The organism is Mycobacterium sp. 3519A (assembly GCF_900240945.1).
Classification (GTDB): domain Bacteria; phylum Actinomycetota; class Actinomycetes; order Mycobacteriales; family Mycobacteriaceae; genus Mycobacterium.
Genome location: NZ_OESG01000013.1, coordinates 651499 through 672309 on the forward strand (window position 1 = coordinate 651499; position 20811 = coordinate 672309).

At 67.2% G+C, this 20811-nt stretch carries 20 protein-coding genes; 7 read left to right on the top strand and 13 right to left on the bottom strand.

What is annotated here, in order from left to right:
* The first annotated feature begins 32 nt into the window (after nt 1-32).
* Nucleotides 33-1286: an IS30 family transposase gene (locus C1A30_RS10960; protein ID WP_235009817.1), complete on the top strand. Its 1254-nt coding sequence runs from the start codon at nt 33-35 to the stop codon at nt 1284-1286.
* 49 nt (nt 1287-1335) lie between these two features.
* Here C1A30_RS10960 and C1A30_RS10965 read toward each other — a convergent pair whose 3' ends face one another.
* From C1A30_RS10965 to C1A30_RS10990, 6 genes are all read right to left on the bottom strand, one after another.
* Complete coding sequence (locus tag C1A30_RS10965) at nt 1336-2964, bottom strand: cation acetate symporter (RefSeq protein WP_101948369.1); 1629 nt, start codon at nt 2962-2964, stop codon at nt 1336-1338.
* Nucleotides 2961-3314, bottom strand: coding sequence for a DUF485 domain-containing protein (locus C1A30_RS10970; protein WP_101948370.1), 354 nt, complete (start codon nt 3312-3314; stop codon nt 2961-2963). The genes C1A30_RS10965 and C1A30_RS10970 overlap by 4 nt, the downstream gene beginning before the upstream one ends.
* Nucleotides 3315-3461: 147 nt before the next feature.
* Entirely contained in the window at nt 3462-5195 is a 1734-nt protein-coding gene (locus C1A30_RS10975; RefSeq protein WP_101948371.1) for a cation acetate symporter, read from the bottom strand.
* Nucleotides 5192-5560, bottom strand: coding sequence for a hypothetical protein (locus C1A30_RS10980; protein ID WP_101948372.1), 369 nt, complete (start codon nt 5558-5560; stop codon nt 5192-5194). The genes C1A30_RS10975 and C1A30_RS10980 overlap by 4 nt, the downstream gene beginning before the upstream one ends.
* Nucleotides 5553-6338, bottom strand: coding sequence for a LytTR family DNA-binding domain-containing protein (locus tag C1A30_RS10985; protein ID WP_101948373.1), 786 nt, complete (start codon nt 6336-6338; stop codon nt 5553-5555). The genes C1A30_RS10980 and C1A30_RS10985 overlap by 8 nt, the downstream gene beginning before the upstream one ends.
* On the bottom strand, nt 6335-7540 hold the full coding sequence (locus C1A30_RS10990; RefSeq protein WP_101948374.1) for a sensor histidine kinase: 1206 nt from the start codon (nt 7538-7540) through the stop codon (nt 6335-6337). Before C1A30_RS10990 ends, C1A30_RS10985 begins: the two co-directional genes overlap by 4 nt.
* Before the next feature lie 123 nt (nt 7541-7663).
* Here C1A30_RS10990 and acs point away from each other — a divergent pair, with 123 nt between their 5' ends.
* Nucleotides 7664-9628, top strand: a complete 1965-nt coding sequence (gene acs / locus C1A30_RS10995) for an acetate--CoA ligase (protein WP_101948375.1) — start codon at nt 7664-7666, stop codon at nt 9626-9628.
* A 1-nt stretch (nt 9629) separates the two neighbouring features.
* On the opposite strand, the gene C1A30_RS11000 is transcribed toward acs, so the two are convergent.
* Complete coding sequence (locus C1A30_RS11000; protein WP_101950121.1) at nt 9630-10475, bottom strand: AraC family transcriptional regulator; 846 nt, start codon at nt 10473-10475, stop codon at nt 9630-9632.
* 73 nt (nt 10476-10548) lie between these two features.
* On the opposite strand from C1A30_RS11000, the gene C1A30_RS11005 reads away from it, so the two are divergent.
* Complete coding sequence (locus C1A30_RS11005; protein WP_369974118.1) at nt 10549-11214, top strand: class I SAM-dependent methyltransferase; 666 nt, start codon at nt 10549-10551, stop codon at nt 11212-11214.
* Here C1A30_RS11005 and C1A30_RS11010 read toward each other — a convergent pair.
* Entirely contained in the window at nt 11211-11867 is a 657-nt protein-coding gene (locus C1A30_RS11010) for an L-fuculose-phosphate aldolase (RefSeq protein WP_101948376.1), read from the bottom strand. The two genes, C1A30_RS11005 and C1A30_RS11010, sit on opposite strands and share 4 nt — an antisense overlap.
* Complete coding sequence (locus C1A30_RS11015; protein ID WP_101948377.1) at nt 11864-12838, bottom strand: NAD(P)-dependent oxidoreductase; 975 nt, start codon at nt 12836-12838, stop codon at nt 11864-11866. The genes C1A30_RS11010 and C1A30_RS11015 overlap by 4 nt, the downstream gene beginning before the upstream one ends.
* 30 nt (nt 12839-12868) lie before the next feature.
* Here C1A30_RS11015 and C1A30_RS11020 point away from each other — a divergent pair, with 30 nt between their 5' ends.
* The gene (locus C1A30_RS11020; protein WP_101950123.1) at nt 12869-14179 is read left to right on the top strand and encodes an FGGY-family carbohydrate kinase; all 1311 of its coding nucleotides are present in this window, start codon (nt 12869-12871) and stop codon (nt 14177-14179) included.
* Here C1A30_RS11020 and C1A30_RS11025 read toward each other — a convergent pair.
* From C1A30_RS11025 to C1A30_RS11040, 4 genes are read right to left on the bottom strand one after another with little or no spacing between them, the layout of a single operon-like run.
* Entirely contained in the window at nt 14155-15054 is a 900-nt protein-coding gene (locus C1A30_RS11025; RefSeq protein WP_101948378.1) for a class I SAM-dependent methyltransferase, read from the bottom strand. The genes C1A30_RS11020 and C1A30_RS11025 overlap by 25 nt on opposite strands.
* Before the next feature lie 9 nt (nt 15055-15063).
* Entirely contained in the window at nt 15064-15963 is a 900-nt protein-coding gene (locus C1A30_RS11030; protein ID WP_101948379.1) for an SAM-dependent methyltransferase, read from the bottom strand.
* Nucleotides 15964-15973: 10 nt separating this feature from the next.
* A complete protein-coding gene (locus C1A30_RS11035) occupies nt 15974-16876 on the bottom strand; it encodes a class I SAM-dependent methyltransferase (RefSeq protein ID WP_101948380.1) in 903 nt (300 codons plus the stop codon).
* On the bottom strand, nt 16873-17808 hold the full coding sequence (locus C1A30_RS11040) for a class I SAM-dependent methyltransferase (protein ID WP_101948381.1): 936 nt from the start codon (nt 17806-17808) through the stop codon (nt 16873-16875). The genes C1A30_RS11035 and C1A30_RS11040 overlap by 4 nt, the downstream gene beginning before the upstream one ends.
* Nucleotides 17809-18087: 279 nt before the next feature.
* Here C1A30_RS11040 and secY point away from each other — a divergent pair, with 279 nt between their 5' ends.
* From secY to map, 3 genes are read left to right on the top strand one after another with little or no spacing between them, the layout of a single operon-like run.
* Nucleotides 18088-19425 carry a preprotein translocase subunit SecY gene (gene secY, locus C1A30_RS11045; RefSeq protein ID WP_101948382.1) on the top strand — a complete coding sequence of 446 codons (1338 nt, stop codon included), beginning with the start codon at nt 18088-18090 and terminating at the stop codon, nt 19423-19425.
* Nucleotides 19422-19970, top strand: a complete 549-nt coding sequence (locus C1A30_RS11050; protein WP_101948383.1) for an adenylate kinase — start codon at nt 19422-19424, stop codon at nt 19968-19970. Before secY ends, C1A30_RS11050 begins: the two co-directional genes overlap by 4 nt.
* A 32-nt stretch (nt 19971-20002) precedes the next feature.
* On the top strand, nt 20003-20800 hold the full coding sequence (map, locus tag C1A30_RS11055; RefSeq protein WP_101948384.1) for a type I methionyl aminopeptidase: 798 nt from the start codon (nt 20003-20005) through the stop codon (nt 20798-20800).
* The last annotated feature ends 11 nt before the right edge of the window (nt 20801-20811 follow it).

Genomic DNA, 20811 nt, shown 5'->3' on the forward strand with positions numbered 1-20811 from the left:
GATTGCAACGGCTCCTAGCTGAGGAGTTGTTGATGCGTCCGTCGCGTTATGCCTGTGTTGGTCGTCAGTTCTGGGGTCATGTCGGCGATGGCACGTCGGTGGTGGAGGCGGCGCAGGCAGTCGGTGTGTCGGTGCGCACCGGCTGGCGCTGGTTTGCCGATGCTGGCGGGGTGAGACCCAAATTTCCTGATGAGACCGGTGTGCGGAAGTGGTCGCGGCTGGGCGAAGACGAACGTAACGAAATTCAAGACGGCATTGCCAGAGGGGAAAGCATTCGGCAGATCGGCAGGCGGCTGGGCCGCCCGGCCTCGACGGTCATGCGTGAGATCGACCGAAACGCGTTCTGCCGTGGACGATATCGTTCGCGGTACCGGTTCGGGGCGCAACGGCACGGCGGCTGGGATGCCACGCCGAGGTATCGGGCCGGCGTCGCACAGGCGCGTGCTCACGCGCGGGCTCGACGCCCGAAACCGCGCAAGCTGGCCACCAATGAACGGTTGCACCTTGAGGTGCAGAATCGGCTGCTAGACGACCACAGTCCTCAACAGATCGCCAACCGGCTGCCGATCGAATTTCCCGACGATGCGGAGATGCGGGTGTCCCACGAGACCATCTATCAGTCGATCTACGTGCAGGGTAAAGGAAATCTGCGCCGTGAGCTGCACAAATGTCTACGCACTGGGCGGGCGTTGCGCAAGCCTCAACGACGCGGTAACCAGCGCCGAGGGCAAATCCGCGACATGGTCAACATCAGCGAGCGTCCACCGGAGGTCGAAGACCGTGCCGTACCCGGCCACTGGGAAGGTGACCTGATCATGGGTAGCACCGCATCGGGTTCGGCGATCGGCACCGTGGTCGAACGCATGACTCGGTTCGTGCTGCTGCTGCATCTGCCTGACGACCACGGTGCCCTGGCAGTGCAAGAGGCCATCGTCGCGAAAATGGCTCAGCTGCCGGCGATTCTGCGTAAGACACTGACCTGGGATCAAGGCAAAGAGATGGCCAATCACGCCGCTATCGCCGCAGCGACGGAATTAGATATCTACTTCTGTGATCCGCACTCACCATGGCAGCGCGGGACCAACGAGAACACCAACGGACTGCTGCGCCAATACTTTGCTAAAGGCACCGACTTGTCGATCTTCCCGGCAGACTATCTGGACTACGTCGCCGCCAAGCTCAACAACCGGCCCCGGCAAACCCTGAGCTGGAAGACCCCAGCCGAAACCCTCGACGAACTACTCTCAAACCCGTCAAAACCACCCGCTGTTGCAATCACAGCGTGAAACCGCCTCGCGAAAACGTGTCATAACTGGCCACTCGCGCCATCCGATCTCAGTGTGCGGCAGCCTCTTCCGCTCCCACTCCGGTCAGCGCCCGCACCTCGAACTCCGCGTTGACGTCGGGGTCGCCGCGGTCGGGTGAGGTCAGCGTGCCGACGATGCCGAGCAGGAACGCCAGCGGAATCGACACGATGCCCGGGTTGGCGAGCGGGAACCACGCGAAGTCGGCGCCAGGGATCATCGCGGTCTTGGCGCCGGAGACGGCGGGGGAGAAGACGATCAGCACGATCGTGGAGATCAGCCCGCCGTACATGCTCCACAGCGCGCCGCGGGTGTTGAACCGCGGCCAGTACAGCGAGTACACGATGGTCGGCAGATTGGCCGCCGCGGCGACCGCGAACGCAAGCGCCACGAGGAACGCGATGTTCTGCCCGTTGGCCAGGATGCCCAACCCGATCGCGAGCACACCGAGCACCACAGCGGTGATACGGGAAACCCGCACCTGCTCTTCACCGCTGACGGTGTGGTTCTTCATCACACTGGCGTACACATCGTGTGCGAACGAGGTCGACGCCGTGATGGTCAGGCCCGCGACCACCGCGAGGATGGTGGCGAACGCGACCGCCGAGATGACACCGAGCAGGATGACACCGCCGAGTTCGTAGGCCAGTAGCGGCGCGGCGGAATTCTGCCCGCCCGCTGCGGCGAGAATGCGGTCGGGACCGACAATCGCCGCTGCGCCGTAACCCAGTGCGAGCGTGAACAAATAGAAGGCGCCGATCAGCCCGATCGCCCACACCACCGATCGGCGCGCCTCTTTCGCCGTCGGCACCGTGTAGAACCGCATCAGCACGTGCGGTAGACCCGCGGTCCCGAGCACCAGCGCCAGGCCGAGCGAGATCAGGTTGATCTTCGACGTGACCGATCCGCCGTACTGTGCGCCGGGCGCCAACACGTCGCGACTGGCGACGGCTTCACTGGCCGACCCCGAGATCGCCTGTTGTGCCGATCCAAGGATCGCCGAGAAATCCAGCCCGAACCTCGCCAGCACCATCACCGTCATGATCGCCGCACCGGTGATCAACAGCACCGCCTTGATGATCTGCACCCATGTGGTGCCTCGCATGCCGCCGATCAGCACATAGACGATCATCAGCACGCCGACGACGGCGATGACGACGCTCTGGCCGGTCCTTCCGTTGATGTCGAGCAGGAGCGCGACCAGTCCACCCGCGCCCGCCATCTGCGCCAGCAGATAGAACAGGGACACCGTCAGCGTCGAGGTGGCGGCGGCCATCCGGACCGGCTTCTGCTTGAGCCGGAAGCTCAGCACGTCGGCCATGGTGAAACGGCCCGTGTTGCGTAGGAGCTCGGCGACCAGCAGCAGAGCCACCAGCCACGCCACCAGGAACCCGATCGAGTACAGGAAGCCGTCGTAGCCGTAAACAGCGATCGCTCCCGCGATACCGAGAAAGCTTGCCGCGGAGAGATAGTCGCCTGCGATTGCGATGCCGTTCTGCGGGCCGCTGAAGCCGCGCCCGCCCGTGAAGAACTCGTCGGCCGTGGCCTTCCTGCGGCCGGCACGGATGACGACATACAGGGTGATGCCGACGAACAGCGCGAAGATCGCGATGTTGGCCACCGGATTGCCGACCGTTTGATCGGCGGCGAGGTACGTCATGCGTGCTCTCCCTGCAGGTCCGCGCGGATCGCCTCGGCACGCGGGTCGAGTTCCTTATTGGCGAACCGCACATACAGACCGGTGATGACGAACGTCGTCACGAACTGGCCCAGCCCGATGAGCAAGCCCATGTTGATGTTGCCGAACACCTTGACCGCCATGAAGTCGTGTGCGAACGCACCGAGCAGCACGTAGCTGGCGTACCAAACCAGGAAGAAGGCGGTCATCGGGAAAGCGAACCGGCGCAGCGCTTTTCGCAGCTGCGCGAACTCCTGGCTCTGCTGGCATTCGACGTAGTTCGGTTGATGCGTCGTCGACGCGCTGCGTGGGGGACTGTCGGTAGGTGACACCGGTCGGCTCCTGACTCCCTGTGACCCGGCTGTTGCCGGCGGCTGACTGAGACCTTGCTCACAACCGGCGCCGGTGTCGACGCCGATACGGCCAAGCCGCCAAGCGCTGCGGTGAGCGGTCGATCGGCGACGACGAACGGCGAGCGGTCAGCCCCGCGGAACCCGCTCGACGCCCATGCCGAGGCGTTCGGGCACATGCATGCGCGCGAAGATCCGCGAGGTGTCGTCAGGCGCCCTGGTGACCTTGCTGACCAGCACCATCGTGATGAAGGCCAGCGGAACGCTGACGGCGGCGGGATAGCCGACGAGCGCCGCGGGCCATCCCGCGAGGACGTTGTCGTCGACACCGCCCGCGAGCGCCAACGCCGCAGCGGCGCCGGACACCGTGCCGCCGGCGGCCAGCCCGCACATCGCTCCCACCGCGGTCAGGCCCCGCCACCAGATGCCGAGCAGCAGAAGTGGGCACAGCGTGGAGGCCGCGACCGCGAACACCAGGCCGACGTTGCGCGACAGACTCAATTGCGACGCCGCCAACGCCAGTGGCATGGGTATCAGTCCACCGATGAGGGCCGCGATCCGGAAGTCTCGAACACGCCCGCGCAGCACGTCGGTGGCCAACGCGCCTGCGATGCTCACCAACAGCCCGGACGACGTGGCCAGGAACGCGGCGATGGCGCCTGCGGCCGCGAGAGCGGCCAGCAACTGTCCCACCGGACCGGCGAACGCGGCCTGCGGCATCAGCAACACCGCGGCATCGGTGTCGCCGGTGACGAGCAGCGCGGGCACGTGCAGGCGGGCGAAAACGCCCATCAGCGTGGGGAATACGTAGAAGAGGGTGAGCAGCGCGATCACCGTGAGGGCGGTCCGCCGTGCCGCTCTGCCGTCGGGGTTGGTGTAGAACCGGACCATCACGTGCGGCAGCCCCATGGTGCCGAGAAATGTGGCGACGATGGTGGACAGCACCTGGAACAACGGATGCGCACCGCCCAGTCCGCCGCCGGAGGCGATCCACTCCGCGCCCGTACTCGGTGCGCCAGCCACTACCGGCGTGGCCGTCCCGGCGGCCAGCGTCAGCGTGGTACCTGCGCCGAACGTGTGCTCGCCGCTCGACGGGACTGCGGCGTCGTGTACCGGCCGACCGTCCATGGTCCCGGTGACTGACAGCCCGGCGGGGGCGTCGACCTGGAGAACCACCGCGGTTTCGATCGAGATCGTGGTGTGTTGGCGGACCGTCGGCGGCAGCGGCTCGCCGAGCGGTGCGGGGCGCGCGAAAAAGAGCGCCAGCAGCGCGAGGGCAGGCACCGCGATCGCCGTGAGCTTCAACCAGTATTGGAACGCCTGGACGAACGTGATGGACCGCATCCCGCCGCCGACGACGTTGGCGATCACGATCAGCCCCACCGCCACCGGTCCGACCCAGAACGGCAGGCCCAGCAGGATCCTCAGCGTCAGTCCGGCTCCCTGGTACTGAGGAACGAGATAGAGCACACAGATCACGACGACGAACAGCATGGTCATCATGCGCAAACGCGAAGAACCCAGCCGGAATTCGGTGAAATCGGGCACCGTGTACGCCCCGGATCGGCGTAGCGGTGCAGCGACGAACAGCAACAACCCCAGATAGCCTGCCGTGAAGCCGATCGGGTACCACAACGCGTCGGCGCCGTACTTGGCGACCAGACCTGCGACCCCGAGAAACGATGCGGCCGAGAGATATTCGCCCGAGATCGCTGCGGCGTTCCAGCGGGGGTCGACGCTGCGGGAGGCGACAAGGAAGTCCGACGTGGTGCGCGACAACCGTCCGCCGTATACACCCACCACCACGGTCGCGACCGCAGCGGCCAGCAGCGCCGCCCCCGTCAGCGCCGCCGATCCTGTCACGGTTCGGCGTCCACGACGCGGATGAACTCGCGCTCGGCCTGTTCGGCGAGCCGGACGTACAGCCTGCCGACGCCATACACCACCGGAAACAGCAGCCCGAGCACCAACCAATTCAGCCGGATGCTCAACACCGACGCGGTGGCCAAACCAGGAAACAGGCTGCCGCTCAGCGGGATGGCGACAGCCACCCCGACCACGACGGCGGCCAGTCGCAGCGCGAGCCCCAGTTGGGCCCGCACCAGCCCGCGCACCAGGGCGTCGCCGACCTGGGTCTGCTCCTGCACCTCGACGCGGGTGCGCACGATCCTGGCGCCTCGACGGTGGGCGAGCACCACCCGCTGCCGCGGCGGCTTGGGACTAGTCATCGCCGGGCACCTGACGGTAGCCGCGCAGCGGATCGCGGATCAGCCGGTCACGCAGCTCCCGCACCTGTCGGCGGCTGACCGGAAGTTCCACGGCGGGTGACTTCCCGTTGGCCCTCAGGCGCACCGTCACCGAACCGCCCTTGGTGCGCACACCCGTCACCAGACCGAGCGACACCAGATACGAGCGGTGCACTCGCTGGAAACCCGCATCGGCCCAACGGGATTCGAGCGTGCTCAGCGGGATGCGCACCAGGTACGAGCCGGACGCGGCATGCAGGCGGGCGTAATCGCCCTCGGCCTCGACCCAGCCGATGGAGTCCCGGGGGATCAGGTTCGTGACCCCGCCGATCTCGGCGGGCACCACGTCCATCCGCTGATCGGGTTCGCCTGCGGCCGTGGCGTCGGGTGTTCGGTTGGTCGTCAGCCTGCGCACCGCCTCGTCGAGACGGTCGCGGCGGATGGGCTTGAGGAGGTAGTCCACGGCGCCGACGTCGAATGCCGCCACCGCCTTGTCGTCGTGCGCGGTGACGAACACGACCGGGGGCGGTTCGGCGAAATTCGCCAGCACAGAAGCCAATTCGAGGCCGGAGAGTCCGGGCATGTTGATGTCCAGGAAGACCGCGTCGACACCGCCCTCGCGCAATTGGCGCAGCGCCGACGTCGCGTCCGCCGCGCCGAGCACCCGGCCGATCGCCGGGTGCTGCTGCAGCAGGTAGGTCAGCTCGTCGAGGGCGGGCGCTTCGTCGTCGACGGCAAGCACGGTCAACTCCTGCGTCACGCCAGGTCACCTCCGCTGGCCCGGACTCCGGACCGGAACTTGGGTACGCGCATCACGACTTTCGTACCTGCGCCCACCGCCGTCTCGACCACCAGACCGTAGTCGTTGCCGAACGCCGCGCGCAGCCGATGGTCGACATTGGTCAACCCGACGTGCGCCGAAGGACCGTCGGAATCGGAGGCGGCCAGCGCGTCGGCGTGTGCGGTGCGCAGCACGTCGGGATCCATCCCGGCGCCGTCGTCCTCGACGGTGATCACACAGTCGGATCTCTCGTCGCTGGCCACGATCTCCACCAGACCGCCGCCCCGGCCGGCCAGCCCGTGCCGCACCGCGTTCTCGACCAGTGGCTGCAATGCCAAAAATGGCACGACGACGTTGAGCACCTCGGGCGCGACCTGCAGTCTCACCACCAGGGATTCGCCGAATCGGGCCCGCTCCAGACGCAGGTAGCGGTCGATGTTGTGCAACTCCTCAGCGAGGGTGGTGAATTGGCCTGCGGCGCGGAACGAGTACCGGGTGAAGTCGGCGAAATCGAGGATCAGTTCGCGTGCGCGGTCCGGATCCGTGCGGACGAACGACGCGATCGTGTTCAACGCGTTGTAGACGAAGTGCGGACTGATCTGCGCCCGCAGCGCCAGCACCTCGGCGCGGTCCAGCCGGGCCCTCGACGCATCCAACTCGGCGAGTTCGATCTGGCTCGACGCGTAGCGGGCCACTTCGCCGACGGCGCCGAGCATCCCTGGTCCCGGCGTCTGCGTCGTCACCACCGCGAGTACGCCGATGACTCCCGAGCCGTCGGCGAGCAGCGGTTGGGCGATGACCGCAGGCTGCCCACCCGACATCACCCGACGTTGGCCGGTCATCGAATCATGCGCAGCGCGTTGGCTTTCCGCGAGCACGTCTTCCGACCAGACCGCGGCGTCGACGGGATCGCGCACCAGCACCCGACCTTCGGCGTCGAACACGACGACGGCGTCCGCGCCGGTGAGCTTCCGCAGATGCGGCGCCGCAGCGCGTGCCGACTCGTCATCCAGGCCCTTACGCAGCGCACGCGCCGCCAGTGATGCGGTATGAAGTGTCTCGTGTACCGCGCGTTCGGTCGGCGTCGCCACCACCCGTCGGCTCCTGACGAGGTACGCCGTGGCGGCCAGAGCGGCCGCCACCAACGCCGCGACGACCACCGTCAGGACCGCGCCGGACATTTCACCTCACTGCACGACCGTTGGGCCGACGTCACAGACCGGTCGGCGCGGGGTTCGCGCCGCTCGCAGACCAGTGTGGCGCACGACCGTCTGAGGCCGATTTGGTGATTACGCTCACCCTGCATGAGTCAGACATACACCGAGACTCCGTCGCTGTATCCGCCTTCCGACGAGTTCGCCGAGCAGGCCAACGCGACCGCTGACCTCTATCGGCAGGCGGCGGCCGACAGGTTGGGCTTCTGGGCGTCGCAAGCACAGCGGTTGTCGTGGGAGACCCCGTTCACCGAGGTGCTGGACTGGTCGGACGCGCCGTTCGCGAAGTGGTTCGTCGGCGGCAGGCTCAACGTCGCCTACAACTGCGTGGATCGGCACGTCGAGGCGGGGCACGGCGACCGGGTGGCAATCCACTGGGAGGGCGAACCGGTCGGCGAGCGCCGCGACATCACCTACGCCGCACTCAAGGACGAGGTGTGCCGGGCGGCGAATGCGCTGGCCGCACTCGGGGTCGTCGCAGGCGACCGCGTGGCGATCTACCTGCCGATGGTGCCAGAGGCGATCATCGCGATGCTGGCCTGTGCGCGGCTGGGCGCAATGCACTCGGTGGTGTTCGCCGGCTTCTCCGCAGCGGCGCTGCGGGCCAGGATCGAGGACGCGAAGGCGAAGGTCGTCGTCACCGCCGACGGCCAGTACCGGCGCGGTCAGGCGGCGGCGCTCAAACCCGCTGTCGACGAAGCCATCGGCGACCTAGGCGACGCCAGCCCGGTCGAGCATGTGGTGGTGGTCCGGCGCACCGGCTCCGACATCGGCATGGTCGACGGTCGAGACCTGTGGTGGCACAGCATCGTCGGTGCCGCGTCGACGCAACACGATCCCGAGGCCTTCGACTCCGAACAACCGCTGTTCTTGCTGTACACCTCTGGGACGACGGGCAAACCGAAGGGCATCGTGCACACTTCGGGCGGCTACCTTACCCAGGCGGCGTACACCCACCACTACGTCTTCGACATCAAACCGGAGACCGACGTGTACTGGTGTACCGCAGACATCGGCTGGATCACCGGCCACTCGTACATCGTGTACGGCCCGCTGGCGAACGGCGCCACCCAGGTGGTGTACGAGGGGACGCCAGCGTCGCCCGACGAGCACCGCCACTTTCAGATCATCGAAAAGTACGGTGTGACAATCTATTACACGGCGCCGACGCTGGTGCGCACGTTCATGAAGTGGGGCCGCGACATCGCGTACGACCACGATCTGGCCAGCCTGCGTCTGCTCGGTTCGGTGGGTGAGCCGATCAACCCCGAGGCGTGGCGGTGGTACCGCCTGGTGTTCGGCGGGGACGAGACGCCGATCGTCGACACCTGGTGGCAGACCGAGACCGGCGCGGCGATGATCTCGCCGCTGCCCGGTGTGACGTCGTGCAAGCCCGGGTCGGCGATGCAGGCGCTGCCGGGGATATCGGCGAAGATCGTCGACGACGACGGTCGTGAACTGTCACCCACGCACGACTTCGGCGAGCACACAACCGGTTACCTCGTGCTCGACGAGCCGTGGCCTGCGATGCTGCGGGGCATCTGGGGCGATCCGGAGCGGTTCAAACAGACCTACTGGTCGCGGTTCGCCGAACAGGGCTGGTACTTCGCGGGCGACGGGGCGCGCTACGGGGAGGACGGCGAGATCCGGGTGCTCGGCCGCATCGACGACGTGATGAACGTTTCCGGGCACCGCATCTCGACGGCCGAGGTCGAGTCCGCGCTCGTCGGACATGCCGGCGTCGCGGAGGCGGCGGTGGTGGGCGCCTCGGATCCCCATACCGGACAGGCGATCTGCGCGTTCGTCATCCTCAAGGCGCACCACGCCGACATGTCGCGTGAGCAGATGATCGCCGAACTGAACGCCGAAGTGGCCCGCGAGATTTCGCCGATCGCAAAGCCGCGGGAGATCCATGTGGTGCCTGAGCTGCCGAAGACCCGCAGCGGCAAGATCATGCGTCGGCTGCTGCGCGACGTCGCCGAGGGCCGTGAGCTCGGCGATACGTCGACCCTGCTGGACGCCGGGGTGTTCGAGGCGATCCGCAAGGCCAAGTGAGTCAGGCGCGGCCCCGCCAGGTCCTCGGCGAGGTGCCGTGCGTGCGGCGAAACTGCCTGCTGAAGTAGCCCGGATCGGAGATACCGACGCGTCTGGCGACTTCCGCGACGGAAAGTTCCGTGCTGGACAGCAGGCTGCGCGCCTCCGCCATCCGGCGCTCGATGATCCACTCCTGCACCGTGCGGCCGGTGCGGCGGCGCACGACGGTCGTCAGATGCCCCGGCGTGACACCGAGTTCGCCGGCCACATCGCGCAGCGACAGCGGTTCGCCGCGGTGCCGGTCGATCACCGAGAACACCTCGGCCAGCAGGGGTTCGCCGCTGCGCCGAAGATCGCCGACCACGTCGTCCGCGAGCCGCGCGACGTCGATCAGCAGCAGCGTCAGATGCGCCAATGCCGCTTGCCGGTAGCCGTCTCTGCGTTCCGCCAGTTCGGTTTCGATCGACGCGATGGCCGCAGACCACACCGGTCGGCGCGCTTCAGGCACTGTGAGTTGCAGCAGTCCGCTGGATTTCCCGTGCACGAATGGGAACAGCAGCGGGTGTGCCCGCCACGACGGCCACGGTGATCGCGCGTCACCGTCGAGCGCCGCGGGATCGAAGAACACGCCAAGCCCGCTGTCGCGATGAGGCACCCGGTTCGGGTCGACGGCCACGCCCGGGGCGACGACGTACACCACGCCGGCGGCTGCGGAGTACCACAGCACCGGAAAATCGTGGATGTGTACTTCATGGACGAGCATGCCGTCCGCTCTGACCACCGACACCGGAGGAGTGTCGGAGTCGGCCCGGTACTGGTAGACCGGCAGGCCGTCGCGCAGACTCACCAGCCGCGAAGGTGACACCATGGGCCAAAGATAGTCCATCTACCGCCGATGATCACCCAACATTGGTGCGCCCTAGCGGGTGATGATGAACAGCATGACCGAACATCGTCCACATACCGCCACCCATCAGCATGACTACATCCCTGCGTTCGGCAAGGATGCGCTGCTACCGTTCTACGACCTGCTGACCAGGGCGCTCGGCATGGGCCGCAACTACGATGCGCTGGTCGCGCAGGCCGATCTCAGCGACGGGTCACGGGTACTGGAGATCGGCTGCGGTACCGGCAACGTGACCACCCGCATCAAGCGTGCGGCGCCGGGCGCAGACGTCGTCGGCACCGACCCAGACCCGCTCGCGCTCGCCAGGTCGCAGCGAAAAGTACAGGGCCTCAACGGTGTCCGCTTCGAGCGGGCGTATGCGCAAGAGCTGCCGTTCGCCGACGGCGAGTTCGACCGCGTACTGTCCTCGATGATGCTGCACCACCTGGACGACGACGTGAAAGCCGCTGCGGCAGCCGAAATCTTCCGCGTGCTGCGCCCTGGCGGTTCGGTGCACATTCTCGATATCGGTGGCGCCATGACCGCCGCCGACGGCTTCGCGGCGCGACGGATGCTGCGCAGTCCGCACGTCACCGGCAGCCTCGGTGACGCGATCCCGCGGCTGCTGCGGTCAGCCGGGTTCGACGCGGGTGTGGTGGCTTCGCGACCGCATCGCTTCGTCGGCAGGCTGACGTTCTACCGCGGCATCCGCGGCGCCTAGAGCGGGTTCTGGCGCAGGTAGCCGTACACCGCGCCGAAGTTCTTGTTGACCTCGTCGGGGATCGGCACAGGTCCACCGAGAGCTCTTGCACCCCAGACGATTTGCGCGGTCCGTTCGACCAGCGCGGTGACGTGCAGCACCTTGTCGGGCCGCGGGCCGACCGCGACAAGCCCGTGGTTGGCGATCAACGCGGCCGCGCGGCCCTCCAGCGCCTTGACTGCGTTGGTGCCGACGTCCGGGGTGCCCGATGCGGCGTAGTCCGCGCAGCGGATGTCGCCGCCGCAGTACACCGCGAACTCGTCGACCGCTGCGGGTATCGGCTGGTGCGCGACCGCGAACATGGTGGCCCACACCGGATGGCTGTGTATCACGCTGCCGATGTCGTCGAAGGCCTGATAACACGCCAAATGCAACGCCATCTCCGACGACGGTGCCCTGCCGTCCTTGGCGGCCACCACCGCGCCGTCGGGGTCGACGACGACGAGGTCGTCGAGCGCCATGTCGGCGTAGTCCACCGACGACGGCGTGATGACGAGGTTGCCGTCGTCGCGGCGGGCCGAGATGTTGCCTGCCGTGCCCTCGACGAGACCGCGCCGCAGCATGTCCTTAGCCGCGGCCAGCACCGCGTCCGCCGCGTTCTCGACGAATCTCATTTCAGCACCTCCGGGTTGGCGATATGCGCGGGCGCTTGTCCGGACAGCAGTGCGTCGAGGCCGTCGGCGACCATCTGCGCTTGCCGGGCCTCAGTGTTCCACGTCGCCCCGCCGATGTGCGGTGTCAGGACGACGTTCGGCATGACGGTCAGCGGATGGTCGACCGGCAGCCACTCGCCGACGAAGTGGTCGAGGCCTGCCGCGGCCACCTTGCCGCTGCGCAGCGCGTCGACCAGCGCGTCGGTGTCGTGCAGTTGTGCCCGTGCGCTGTTGACGAAGACCACGCCGTCACGCATCGCGGCGAACTGGGCGGTGCCGACCATGCCCACGGTCTGTCCGGTGACGGGGGCGTGCAGCGAGACGATGTCCGCCTCGGCGAGAAGTTCGTCGAGGCTGTGGGTGGCATCGTCGCAATACGGGTCGCAGGCGATGACGTTGACGCCGAGTCCTTCCAGCCGCCACTGCACCGCCCTGCCGACGGCGCCGAGCCCGATCAGGCCCGCGGTCTGCCCGGCCAGCTCCCACGCCCGGAACCGCTGATACGGGATCGTGCCGTCGCGAAAGGCCTGACCTGCCCGCACGTCCGCGTCGGCGGTGATCAGGTGTCGGGTGGCAGCCAGCAGCAGGGCGAGCGTCATCTCGGCGACGGCGTCGGCGTTGCGGCCGGGAGTGTAGAGCACCGGGACGCCCGCCTTCGTGGCGCCAGGGATGTCGACGTTGTTGGGATCGCCGCGCGTGGACGCGACGGCCCACAGTGGCAGGTCGAACACCGGGCCTGCCACCGAATCACTCTCGACCACAAGCAGATTCGCGCCCTCCGCCGCGGTGCGTTCGGCCAATTGGTCGGCGCTGTAGATGCGCAGCGGCGTCTGGTCGATCCACGGGTCGTAGACCACGTCGGCCAATTCCCGGAGTTTCGCGAGGCCGGCACCGCGCAGCGGGGCCGTGACAAGCGCTCGAAGTTCTGTCACGACTGATCATGCTGGCGTACGGTGACGGCCGTGTCAGGCAAAGACGTCACAATCGGCATCGACATCGGCACAACCGCCGTGAAAGCCGTCGCTGCCGACGCCGACGGCACCGTGGTCGCCAGGACACGGATTCCGCACCGGCTGCTGGTGCCTGCGCCGGACCGCCTCGAGCACGACGCCGAGGGCGCCTGGCGCCGGGGACCGCTGGCGGCGCTGGCAGAACTCGACCGAGGTGACGTGAAGGCGGTGGCGGTCACGGCGATGGTGCCGTCGTTGACCGCCGTCGACGAAATCGGCAGACCGCTGACCCCTGGGCTGCTGTATGGCGACAGCAGGGGCAGGGGAGCGGGCGGCGTGAGCACCACGTTCCTGTCCGGCGAATCGGTCGAGTTCCTGCGCTGGACCGCGCAGCAGGCCCCCGACGCCAAGGGCTACTGGCCCGCGGCCGCGGTGGCCAACCACGCGCTCGCCGGTGCGGCCGTGGTCGACGCGGCCACCGCGAGCACCATGTATCCGTTGTACGACGGCACCGGGTGGAGCGATGACCTGTGCGCGGAGTGCGGTGCGACCGCCGACCGCATGCCCGCCGTCGCGCAGACAGGTGAGGTGGTCGGCCAACTCGGCGACGCCGTGCTGTCCGCCGGTTCGGTCGACGCGCTGTGCGAACAGCTCGTCGCAGGCGCCGAGGAGGACGGCGATGTCGTCGTGCTATGCGGCACGACGCTGATCGTGTGGATCACGATCGGTGAGTACCGCGAGGTGCCCGGTCTGTGGACGCTGCCGCACGGCACGCAGGGCAAATTCCAGATCGGCGGCCCGAGCAACGCCGGTGGGTTGTTCCTCAATTGGGTCAACGGCCTTGTGGCGGAGGATGATTCGACAGTTCAACCTGGTGGCGTGCCGGTCTGGTCGCCCTATGTGCGCGGTGAGCGGGTGCCGTATCACGATCCGGATCGACGGGCCGTGCTTCACGGGTTGGATCTCACCCACGGCGGTGCCGCGGTGCGCCGCGCAGGTTTCGAAGCGTCCGGTTTCGTGGTGCGCCAACTGATCGACCGCAGCGGCGCGTCACCAAGCAGGATCGTGGCGACCGGTGGTGGCACCCGCGTCCGTCCGTGGATGCAGGCGATGGCCGACGCGACCGGGCTGCCGGTCGCGGTGTCCGCGGTCCCGGAAGGCGCAGCGCTGGGTGCCGCGTTCATCGCCAGAGTCGCCGCAGGCCTCGAGACGTCGACCGCCGACGCGGTCAGGTGGGCGTCGACGGAACGCGTGGTCGAGCCAGACCCGTTGTGGGCCAACGCAATGGCAGACCGCTATCAGCGCTTTACCGCGGAGACGTAGTTGAGCCCCGAGAAGAACCCGATCGTGTCGTCTTCGGGGAACTCGAACCCGTTGGCCGCGTACGCCTCCCGCATCGACTGCACGGTGACCTCCCAACCGTGTGCCGCCAGGTAGTCGGTGACGTGATTGCGTTCGCCGTGGTAGATCAGGTCCTTCATCTCGATGTCGCTGCCGTACTTCTTGAGCCGCTCGGTGATCTGCTGTGAGCGCTCGTCGGCGAACATCGTCATGTCCGGGATGTGCTCGGTGGCGACGCAGCTACCGGGGGCGCTGAGCTCGTTGATCCGATCGAACAGCAGATCCTGCGCGTCCGGCGGCAGATAGATCAGCAGACCTTCGGCGATCCACGCGGTGGGCTTCGCGGCGTCGAAGCCGTTGTCCAGCAGCGCCTTCGGCCAATCGTTGCGCAGGTCGATCGCGATGGTCCGGTGCTCCGCCTTCGCTTCGGCGTCCAGCCCGGCCAACGTCTGGGTCTTGAACGCGATGACCTCCGGCTGGTCCAGTTCGTAGACCGTCGTGCCGTCCGGCCAGTCCAGCCGGTACGCCCTGGCATCCAGACCGGCGGCGAGAATCACCGCCTGGCGCACCCCCGCGGCGGCGGCGTCGGTGAACAACTTGTCGAACCAGCGGGTGCGCACGGTCATGCTCTCTGCGGCCCGGCGCATGTTGAACTCCGGATCGACATCCTCGAAATTGATGTCGCCGTCGAGCGTCCTGGTGAAAAAGTCCAACCCGACGGCGCGCACCAGCGGTTCGGCGAACGGATCGTCGATGAGGCCGTCCCGGCTGGCCAGTGCCCGTTGCGCTGCCACCATCGTGGCGGTGGCCCCGACGCTGGAGGCCAGGTCCCAGGAATCGCCATCTGTCCGTGCCATGTAGACCTCCTAGTCGAGGATCGCCGAGAGATACCCGGAGTCGCCGGCGAGCTCAGTCAGCTCATCGGTGGGATACTCGAATCCGTTGAGCGCAAATGCTTTCCGTGAGGAGCGGACGGTGACCTTCCAGCGCTTGGCCGCCAGGTACTCACCGGCCGCGGTCCGGTCACCCGTGTAGAACAACTCCGTGAAGTCGAGATTTGATCCCATCCGGCGTGACCGTTCGTTGAGTTTATCGGTCCACTGGGTCGCCGAACCACCGAACACCATGTGCTCGGTGGCCAGCCGACTGCCTGCCGCGCTGAGCGCGGTGATGTTGTCGAACAGCCGGTCCTGCGCGTCGGGCGGGAGGTAGATCAGCAGCCCTTCGGCAATCCACGCGGTCGGTATGCCCGGATCGAACCCGTGCTCCCGCAATGCGGTCGGCCAGTCGTCCCGCAGATCGACGGCTACCGCGCGCCGATCGGCGGCCGGGGCGGCGCCGAGCGCGGCCAGTGTCCTGCTCTTGAATTCGAGCACCTGTGGCTGGTCGATCTCGAACACCACGGTGTCCCGCGGCCATGCTAACCGGTAGGCGCGGGTGTCCAGTCCGGAGGCCAGGATGACCGCCTGCCGTATCCCTGCCGATCCGGCGCTGATGAAGAAGTCGTCGAAAAACCTTGTGCGAACGGCGATCTGCTCACAGATGTGCTGGCGGCCGAGCACCGGATCGTCGTCGAAGTCGAGGTCGCCGTCGGCCAGCTTGTCGAAGTGCTCGAGGCCGACGGCCTTGACCAGCGCATCGGCGAACGGATCGGTGATCAGCGGATCGGGCTGTTTGGACGCCAGCGCACGCGCCGCCGCGACGCTTGTGGCGGTCGCACCAACGCTTGACGCCAAATCCCAGGTGTCTCCTTCGATTCGGGCCATGTGTTGTCTCCTAAGTGCGTGTCGCGACGACCGCGAGCGATGCGCTCAGCGGCGCCACCTCGTCGCTGACCGGGAACTCGCGGCCGTAGCCGGCGAACACCTCCGGTCGCGTCCTGGTGGATACCTGCCATCCGTGCGCGGTCAGATAGTCGCCGACGTGCGCCCGCTCGCCGGCGTAGAACAGTTGCGACAGGTCGACGTCGAACCCGTGCTCGCGCCACTGGCCGCCCAGCTTCTTCGTCCGTTCGGCGACCGCGGCGCCGGCGTCCGGGTGGTACTCGGTGGCTAGTTGGCTGCCGGGTGCGCTGAGCGCGGTGATGTTGTCGAACAGCCGGTCCTGCGCGTCGGGTGGCAGGTAGATGAGCAGCCCCTCGGCGCTCCACGCCGTCGGTTTGGTCGCGTCGAATCCGCTGGCGCGCAACGCCTCCGGCCAGTCGTCGCGCAGGTCGACGGCGACGGTGCGCCGCTCGGCGGTCGGCGTCGCCCCGATCGAAGTCATGGTCGCCGTCTTGAACTCGATCACCTGCGGCTGGTCGATCTCGTAGACGGTGGTGCCCGCGGCCCACGGCAACCGATAGGCCCGTGCGTCCAGCCCGGACGCCAGGATCACCGCCTGCGTGATGCCCGCCTTACCCGCGTCTACGAAGAAGTCGTCGAAGAACTTCGTCCGCACCGCGATGACGCCTGCCATCAACCGGGGGCCGTTCCCGTCGAGCGCGGTCAGCGGGATCTCGCCGTCCACCAGTCGGGTGAAGAAGTCGACGCCGACGGCGCGCACCAGGTCGGCCGCGAACGGGTCGACGATCAACGGCTCCGGTTCACCGCTGGCCAGCGCCCGCGCCGCGGCGACCATGGTGGCCGTCGCTCCGACGCTGGACGCCAGATCCCAGCTGTCGGCCTCCGAGCGCGTCATTTCAGCACACCGCTGACGTACTGCAGTTCGCCGAAGTCGACGGCGTCCTCCTCGCTGTCGGTGACGATCGGTGGCAGACCGTTGGCGGCGAACAGTTCGCCGACGCTGCTGCGCTTCAGTTGCCAGCCGTGATCGCCGAGATAGGCCGCGGCCTCGTTGCGGTCGCCGAGGTACACCAGTTCGGCGAAGTCGAGGTCGAAGCCGTGCTGGCGCCACTGCTCCGAGGCGGCCTGCATGCGCTGGATCGCCTTCTCGTGGTCGTCCGGGTTGATCGTCGGCACGCTCTCGACCGCGATCCGGCTGCCGGGCGCGCTGAGTTCGGTGATGGTGTCCAGCAGCCGGTCCTGCGCGTCGGGCGGCAGGTAGCCCAGCAGCCCCTCGGCGCTCCACGCCGTCGGCTGCTTCGGGTCGAAGCCCTCTTCGATCAGCGCGGACGGCCAGTCGTAGCGCAGATCCATCGCGACCGTGCGGCGGTCCGCGGTCGGCTCGGCGCCCAGGTCGGCCAGCGTCCTGGTCTTGAACTCGATGACCTCGGGTTGGTCGATCTCGTAGACGGTGGTCCCCGCGGGCCATGCCAGCCGGTAGGCACGGGCGTCCAGGCCCGACGCGAGGATCACGGCCTGCCGGATGCCGGCCCGCGTCGCGTCGAGAAAGAACTCGTCGAAGAACTTCGTTCGCACCGCCATGTTGTCGGTCATCCGCTGCATGCCGACCGTCTGGTTGTCGGTGTCCAGATCCTCGGGTCGAAGCTCACCGGTGACCAGTCGGGTGAAGAAGTCCACGCCGACGGCGCGCACCAGCGGATCGGCATACGGATCGTTGATCAACGGTTCCTCGGCGGCAGTGGCCATCGCGCGGGCTGCTGCCACCATGGTGGCGGTGGCCCCGACACTCGATGCCAGATCCCACGTGTCGTTGTCCGTACGTGCCATTTCCTCGACCCCTATTCGACTGGTACACGGTGTTACTTAGGCCATGTAACGACCCGGCGCCGACTGTACGCTTCGATTCTGGATGCAAGCTTGTTCGAGCTTGCCCGCAAACGGATGCGGGGCGGGGGAACCTCAACTGTTAGTCTCGTAGACTGTTTGACGCGTGACTTCGCAGGCTGCGCGCCTGTCGACCGTCCGCGCAGGACTTAAACCAAGACGCTGGTCAGACCAGCCCCATTCGCACGCCGGGATCTACAGGTCGGCTGCGCAGGAGGAAGAGTGCTCTCGGCTTTCATCTCTTCGCTCAGGACAGTAGACCTGAGGCGAAAGATCCTGTTCACGCTGGCCATCGTGATTCTGTATCGGGTCGGCGCCTCGATCCCATCGCCAGGCGTCAACTTCCCGAACGTGCAGAAATGCGTCGCGCAGGTCAGCGGCGGTGACTCCGCGCAGATCTACTCGTTGATCAACCTGTTCTCCGGCGGTGCGCTGCTGCACCTGACCGTGTTCGCGGTCGGCGTAATGCCCTACATCACCGCGAGCATCATCGTGCAGCTGCTGACGGTGGTGATCCCGCGTTTCGAGCAGCTCCGCAAGGAGGGCCAGTCTGGCCAGGCGAAGATGACGCAGTACACGCGTTATCTGTCGATCGCCCTGGCGATCCTGCAGGCCACCAGCATCGTCGCGCTGGCCGCCAACGGCGGCCTGCTGCAGGGCTGCACGCTGGACATCATCCAGGGCCAGAGCGAGGGCCTGAACATCTTCACGCTCGTCGTCATCGTGCTGGTGATGACCGCAGGCGCAGCGCTGGTGATGTGGATGGGCGAGCTGGTCACCGAGCGCGGTATCGGCAACGGCATGTCGCTGCTGATCTTCGCAGGCATCGCCGCCCGCATCCCGGTCGAGGGCAAGACCATCCTCGACAGCCGCGGCGGCCTGGTCTTCACCGCGGTGTGCGCGGCCGCGCTGGCGATCATCATCGGCGTGGTGTTCGTCGAGCAGGGCCAGCGGCGCATTCCCGTGCAGTACGCCAAGCGCATGGTCGGCAGGCGGATGTACGGCGGCACGTCGACGTATCTGCCGCTGAAGGTCAACCAGGCCGGCGTCATCCCGGTGATCTTCGCGTCGTCGCTGATCTACATCCCGCACCTGATCACCCAGCTGGTCACCAGCGGAAACCCGAACGCAAGCAACGGCTGGTGGCCGCGGTTCGTCGCCAACTACCTGACCAACCCCGCCGACCCGGTGTACATCGCCATCTACTTCGGCTTGATCATCTTCTTCACGTACTTCTACGTGTCGATCACGTTCAACCCCGACGAACGCGCCGACGAGATGAAGAAGTTCGGTGGCTTCATTCCCGGTATCCGGCCGGGTAAGCCCACCGCCGACTACCTGCGTTACGTATTGAGCCGCATCACGCTGCCCGGCTCGATCTACCTGGGTGTGATCGCCGTGCTGCCGAACCTGTTCCTGGAGATGGGCAACAGCGGCGGCGTCCAGAACATCCCGTTCGGCGGAACCGCGGTTCTGATCATGATCGGGGTCGGGTTGGATACGGTCAAGCAGATCGAGAGCCAGCTGATGCAACGCAACTACGAAGGGTTCCTGAAGTGAGACTCGTTCTACTCGGACCGCCCGGTGCGGGCAAAGGCACGCAGGCCGCGAAGCTGTCCGAGAAGCTCGGCATCCCGCAGATCTCCACAGGCGACCTCTTCCGCAAGAACATCAGCGAGGGCACCCCGCTCGGCGTCGAGGCCAAGCGCTACCTCGACGCGGGGGATCTGGTGCCAGCCGAGTTGACCAACAAGCTGGTCGAAGACCGCATCGAGCAGCCCGACGCCGCCGACGGCTTCATCCTCGACGGCTATCCGCGGTCGGTGGAGCAGGCCAAGGCGCTCGACGAGATGCTGAAGAACCACAACACCAAGCTCGACGCGGTGCTGGAGTTCGCCGTCTCCGAGGAGGAACTACTCGCGCGGTTGAAGGCGCGCGGCCGCGCCGATGACACCGAAGAGGTCATCCACAACCGGATGCAGGTGTACCGGGACGAGACCGAGCCGCTGTTGGAGTACTACAGCCACAACAACCTGCAGACGGTCGACGCCGTTGGCTCGCTCGACGAGGTGTTCGCCCGGGCGCTTAGGGCGCTCGGTCGGTGAACCGACCGTCAAGCCGGAGCAAGTAGCACTCGATGATCGGCCTTCCCGGGCTGCGCAACCGAAAGGTCGTCGCGCAGCGCACCGCCGGTGAACTGGACGCGATGGCCGCGGCCGGTTCGCTCGTCGCCTCCGCCCTGCTCGCTGTTCGGCAGGCGGCTGCGCCAGGGGTGTCGACGCTCGCGCTCGACGAGATCGCCGAATCCGTGATCCGCGACGGCGGAGGCATTCCGTCGTTCCTCGGCTACCACGGCTTCCCTGCCAGCATCTGCGCATCGGTGAATGACCGTGTGGTGCATGGCATTCCATCGGCCGGCGAGATCCTCGCCGCAGGCGACCTCGTCTCGATCGACTGCGGCGCGATCCTCGACGGCTGGCACGGCGACTCCGCCGTGACGTTCGGCATCGGTGCGCTGATCCCCGCCGACGAGATGTTGTCCGAGGCGACTCGAGAATCCATGGAAGCCGGGATCGCCGCGATGGTGCCCGGTAACCGGTTGACCGACGTCTCGCACGCGATCGAGGCAGGCACCCGCGCCGTAGAGCGCCGCTACGACCGCAAGTTCGGCATCGTCGCCGGTTACGGCGGGCACGGCATCGGCCGCCAGATGCACATGGATCCGTTCCTGCCCAACGAGGGCGCGCCCGGCCGCGGGCCATACCTCGCGGTGGGCTCGGTGCTGGCCATCGAGCCGATGTTGACGCTGGGCACCACGAAGACCGTTGTGCTGGAGGACGAATGGACCGTCGTCACCGCCGACGGCTCGCGCGCCGCCCACTGGGAGCATACTGTCGCCGTGACCGACGACGGCCCGCGAATCCTCACTCTGTGAGTTTCCTGCGC

Coding starts and splice junctions, on each gene's coding strand:
- C1A30_RS10980 (WP_101948372.1), bottom strand. CDS start 5,560: ATGACTAGTCCCAAGCCGCCGCGGCAGCGGGTGGTGCTCGCCCACCGT.
- acs (WP_101948375.1), top strand. CDS start 7,664: ATGAGTCAGACATACACCGAGACTCCGTCGCTGTATCCGCCTTCCGAC.
- C1A30_RS11000 (WP_101950121.1), bottom strand. CDS start 10,475: ATGGTGTCACCTTCGCGGCTGGTGAGTCTGCGCGACGGCCTGCCGGTC.
- C1A30_RS10965 (WP_101948369.1), bottom strand. CDS start 2,964: ATGACGTACCTCGCCGCCGATCAAACGGTCGGCAATCCGGTGGCCAAC.
- C1A30_RS11030 (WP_101948379.1), bottom strand. CDS start 15,963: ATGGCCCGAATCGAAGGAGACACCTGGGATTTGGCGTCAAGCGTTGGT.
- C1A30_RS11025 (WP_101948378.1), bottom strand. CDS start 15,054: ATGGCACGGACAGATGGCGATTCCTGGGACCTGGCCTCCAGCGTCGGG.
- C1A30_RS11010 (WP_101948376.1), bottom strand. CDS start 11,867: ATGAGATTCGTCGAGAACGCGGCGGACGCGGTGCTGGCCGCGGCTAAG.
- C1A30_RS10990 (WP_101948374.1), bottom strand. CDS start 7,540: ATGTCCGGCGCGGTCCTGACGGTGGTCGTCGCGGCGTTGGTGGCGGCC.
- C1A30_RS11040 (WP_101948381.1), bottom strand. CDS start 17,808: ATGGCACGTACGGACAACGACACGTGGGATCTGGCATCGAGTGTCGGG.
- C1A30_RS11035 (WP_101948380.1), bottom strand. CDS start 16,876: ATGACGCGCTCGGAGGCCGACAGCTGGGATCTGGCGTCCAGCGTCGGA.
- map (WP_101948384.1), top strand. CDS start 20,003: ATGATCGGCCTTCCCGGGCTGCGCAACCGAAAGGTCGTCGCGCAGCGC.
- C1A30_RS11005 (WP_369974118.1), top strand. CDS start 10,549: ATGACCGAACATCGTCCACATACCGCCACCCATCAGCATGACTACATC.
- C1A30_RS10960 (WP_235009817.1), top strand. CDS start 33: ATGCGTCCGTCGCGTTATGCCTGTGTTGGTCGTCAGTTCTGGGGTCAT.